This is a genomic window from Schnuerera sp. (assembly GCF_035459645.1).
Classification (GTDB): domain Bacteria; phylum Bacillota; class Clostridia; order Tissierellales; family Tepidimicrobiaceae; genus Schnuerera.
The window spans coordinates 1-3,650 of sequence record NZ_DATHXO010000125.1 but is presented as its reverse complement, the minus strand read 5'-3'; the positions used below and the strand labels follow the sequence as shown (position 1 = coordinate 3,650).

The window sequence follows — 3,650 nt, the reverse complement described above, 5'->3', positions numbered from 1 at the left end:
GGAACTGACAGAGCCTTAGTAGCTGGTGTTCTAGGAATGGACCCTTCTGATAAAAGAATAAAAGATTCATTAAATATTGCCAAAGAAAAAGGATTAGAGATAGAGTTTATAGAGGCAGATTTAGGGTATGAACATCCAAATACAGTAAAAATGGTATTCCATTATAGTAATAAAGAGGAATATTATATAACTGGTTCTTCCATAGGTGGAGGAAATATTTTAATTACGAATATAAATGGAAATAAAGTTGAGTTTACTGGTGACTATCCAACTATTTTAATAAAATATAAAGATCAAAAGGGTTCTATAAGTAGGATAAGCTCTATTCTTTCAAATGAAGATATCAATATTGCCACTATGAAAGTGTCACGGGAAGGTAAGATTGCAACTATGGTTATGGAAATAGATAATCCTATAAAGAATAAGATAATTGATAGTATATCATCTCTAGATGAAATTATATATATTACGGGAATTAACCCCATAGGGAGGTCTTAATCTATGTTTAACAAAGGAAAAGAATTATTAAAATTATGTAAAGAACAAAATAAAAAAATTTCAGAAATAGTAATAGAAAAAGAAATAAATGATAATAAAATTTCCTACGATGAACTTATGGAAAATATGAAATTTGTTTTAGATACTATGATAAATTCAGCTAATAGTGCTTTAGATAAAGAGATAACTTCTGTATCCAACCTTACTGGTGGAGATGCAAAAAAATTAGAAGACTATAAAAACGAAGGTAATACTATTTGTGGAAATTTAATAAACTCTGCCATGGCAAAAGCCTTATCTACTTCAGAGGTCAACGCCTCTATGGGAAGAATTGTAGCTGCTCCAACGGCTGGTGCTTCTGGTATATTGCCTAGCGCAATTATTACAGTTAAAGATAAGTTCAATCTGTCGGAAGAAGATATGATCTGTGGTTTGTTTACAGCTGGAGGAATAGGAGAGATTATAGCAAAAAATGCTACTATTTCTGGTGCTGAAGGAGGTTGCCAAGCTGAATGCGGAGTTGCTAGTGCAATGGCTGCTGCAGCTATTGTTGAAATGGTAGGTGGAGATGTGGATACTGCTTTAAATGCTGCTTCTTTTGCTCTAATCAACGTCATGGGATTGGTATGTGACCCAGTAGCTGGCTTAGTCGAATTTCCTTGTGCTTTACGCAATGCTTCTGGTGTAATTAATGCTTTAGTATCTTCTGATTTAGCCATGGCAGGAGTTAAATCCTTAGTACCTTTTGATGAAGTAGTAGATGCAATGTATAGAGTAGGTAAAGCTATGCCTGAATCTTTAAGGGAGACTGCTTTAGGAGGAATAGCTGCTACTCCAACGGGAGAGGAGTTGAAAAGGAGGTTGCTATGAGCAAAGCCTATAATGAAATTTATAAATTGATTTTAGATGAATTAGAAGAAAATTATGTAAAGCCTTATTATAAGAATCTTTTAAAGTTTACCCAAAGTAATGATTTTAAAGTTAATTTAAAAAAACTAATATTGCAAAACAAATATGATGCTATATCTTTAATGGAGTTATTATATCCTTTCTATTTAGAATATGGGAAATTATCGACACTAGATTGGCTAAAGTATATTAATGATTATGTTTTAACTTTATCTTTTCCTGAGAAGGTTTTTAGGAAATTTGAAAATGGATTAGCCCCATTAGTCTTGTTTTACTTAAATCTATTACGTATACTTTCTAAGCTTGAAATAAAGTATGATAAAAACAGTTTTTTATACAATTATCCTATCAGTTTTCTAGAACATGAAGAAGAAAATAAAACTAAGTTCTTGAATGAATACTTAACTTTTAAAAAAGCTTTTTTAAATAATTGGATATACGAATTAATGAAAATAGATTTGTCTTTAACTGGTCATAATACTATAGACCATGTAGTTGGAGTAAATTATATTAGTCTCAATATAGGAAGGCAACTCAAAAGTTTAGGGTTGCCTATAGATTTAGGTATTGTAGTAGGTGCAGGACTAGGTCATGATATAGGTAAATACGGTGTTAAGGATAAGGATATGGATAAAGTTCCTTATTATCATTATTATTATACAGAAAAGTGGTTTTATAAATTAGGCTTAGAAAAAATTGGTCATATAGCCACTAATCATTCTACTTGGGATTTAGAACTAGAAAATTTACCGCTTGAATCTTTAATTTTAATATATGCAGATTTTAGGGTAAAAAACAAAATCTACAAAGATGGTTATAAAATGCATATATACACTTTAAAAGAAGCCTATAATGTTATACTTAATAAATTGGATAATCTAAATTCCAAAAAAGAACAAAGATATGAAAAAGTATATAAAAAACTACAAGATTTTGAAAACTACATGTTAAACTTAGGAATAGACACAAATTTTACCAAAAATATTACTAATAAAAAAGCATACAGACCTTATTCCTTAATGGAAGGTGAGGAAATTGTAGATAATATAAAATATTTTGCAATTGAACATAATATAAACTTAATGGCTAAACTATTAGATAATGTTGGATTCAACAATATATTAGAAATGGTCCGTTCTGAATACAATTGGAGGAAACTTCGTTTATATCTCCAAATTTTCAAAGAATATTCTACTTATTTAACTCAAAAACAGAAAATAATCACACTGCACTTTCTGATGGATTTATTGTTTCATAGAGAAAAAGACATTAGAAATGAATCAGCAGAACTAATAGGATTACTAATAAGTCAGTATGACGAAGAATATAAAAAAGAAATACCCGAATCCATTAAAAGAATTGATCCGGATATAACAAGTAGTGAAATTCTTGAAGATTTATTAAAAAACATCTTGTATCCAGATCATAAAATAACAGGCTCTCATATAGAATGGCAATACAATTTAAAAACCATTGTTAAATCTTTATTCTATAATTCTAAAGTAGAAAATTATGTTAAATATTCTAAACTATTAATTAAATACTATGAAAACCACAATTCAATGTCTCCAACAACCCAATTATATCTCTCTCAAACGCTAAAATATATTCCTATACCACATTTAGATAATAATAATTTAAAACAGTTTCATCAATATATTTTAAACCAGTTAAATTCAAATATATTGGAAATCAGGTTAACTATTTTAGATATAATTGATGAAATCTTTGAAGAACTAACTGAAAATAGAAACTTTACTTTCCTCCTGAAAAATTGGATCTTAGAAAACTTGGGAAATTGTTCTTATGCTACTGAAAATTACTTAAAATACAAACTAGCTCTCAAGCTTAATATTGAAAAAAATATACAAAAAAGATTAAAACTTAATTATGAAAAAGTTGAAGATAATATTTCAGAAATATTTTTGAAGAACTTAAAAACTGCTACAGAATGGATGAATAAAAAAGTCAATATAGATATTCTATATGATCAGGTAAAAAAATCACCTAAAACTTACGGTCTGCATACTGGTATGCATTTTTGTAATCTACTAAAAGTTAGTGCTATAGAAAAAGTTCGTAACTATGCTGGACATACCCTATTGCATATATTTCAATTTTTAACTCAAGAAGAGAGAAATGATATCGCAGTAGAATTACTAAGAGCCTTAGAAATGCAAAACTACCAATTTACAAAATATATACCAAATTATTTGGGCCAATTACTTGTCTATCTTCAACCT

General features: G+C 28.8%; 3 protein-coding genes. All 3 read left to right on the top strand.

Annotated elements, in window-relative coordinates; all coding sequences use genetic code 11:
* Positions 1-498: L-serine ammonia-lyase, iron-sulfur-dependent subunit beta (gene sdaAB, locus VK998_RS02935; RefSeq protein ID WP_325225295.1), on the top strand; the 498-nt coding region annotated here is incomplete at its 5' end.
* Positions 499-501: 3 nt separating this feature from the next.
* Positions 502-1,368: an L-serine ammonia-lyase, iron-sulfur-dependent, subunit alpha gene (gene sdaAA / locus VK998_RS02930; protein ID WP_325225293.1), complete on the top strand. Its 867-nt coding sequence runs from the start codon at positions 502-504 to the stop codon at positions 1,366-1,368.
* Positions 1,365-3,650: HD domain-containing protein (locus tag VK998_RS02925; RefSeq protein ID WP_325225290.1), on the top strand; the 2,286-nt coding region annotated here is incomplete at its 3' end. The genes sdaAA and VK998_RS02925, both read left to right, overlap by 4 nt.

Excerpts from the sequence above, each read along its gene's own strand:
- sdaAA (WP_325225293.1), top strand. The coding sequence starts at position 502 with ATGTTTAACAAAGGAAAAGAATTATTAAAATTATGTAAAGAACAAAAT.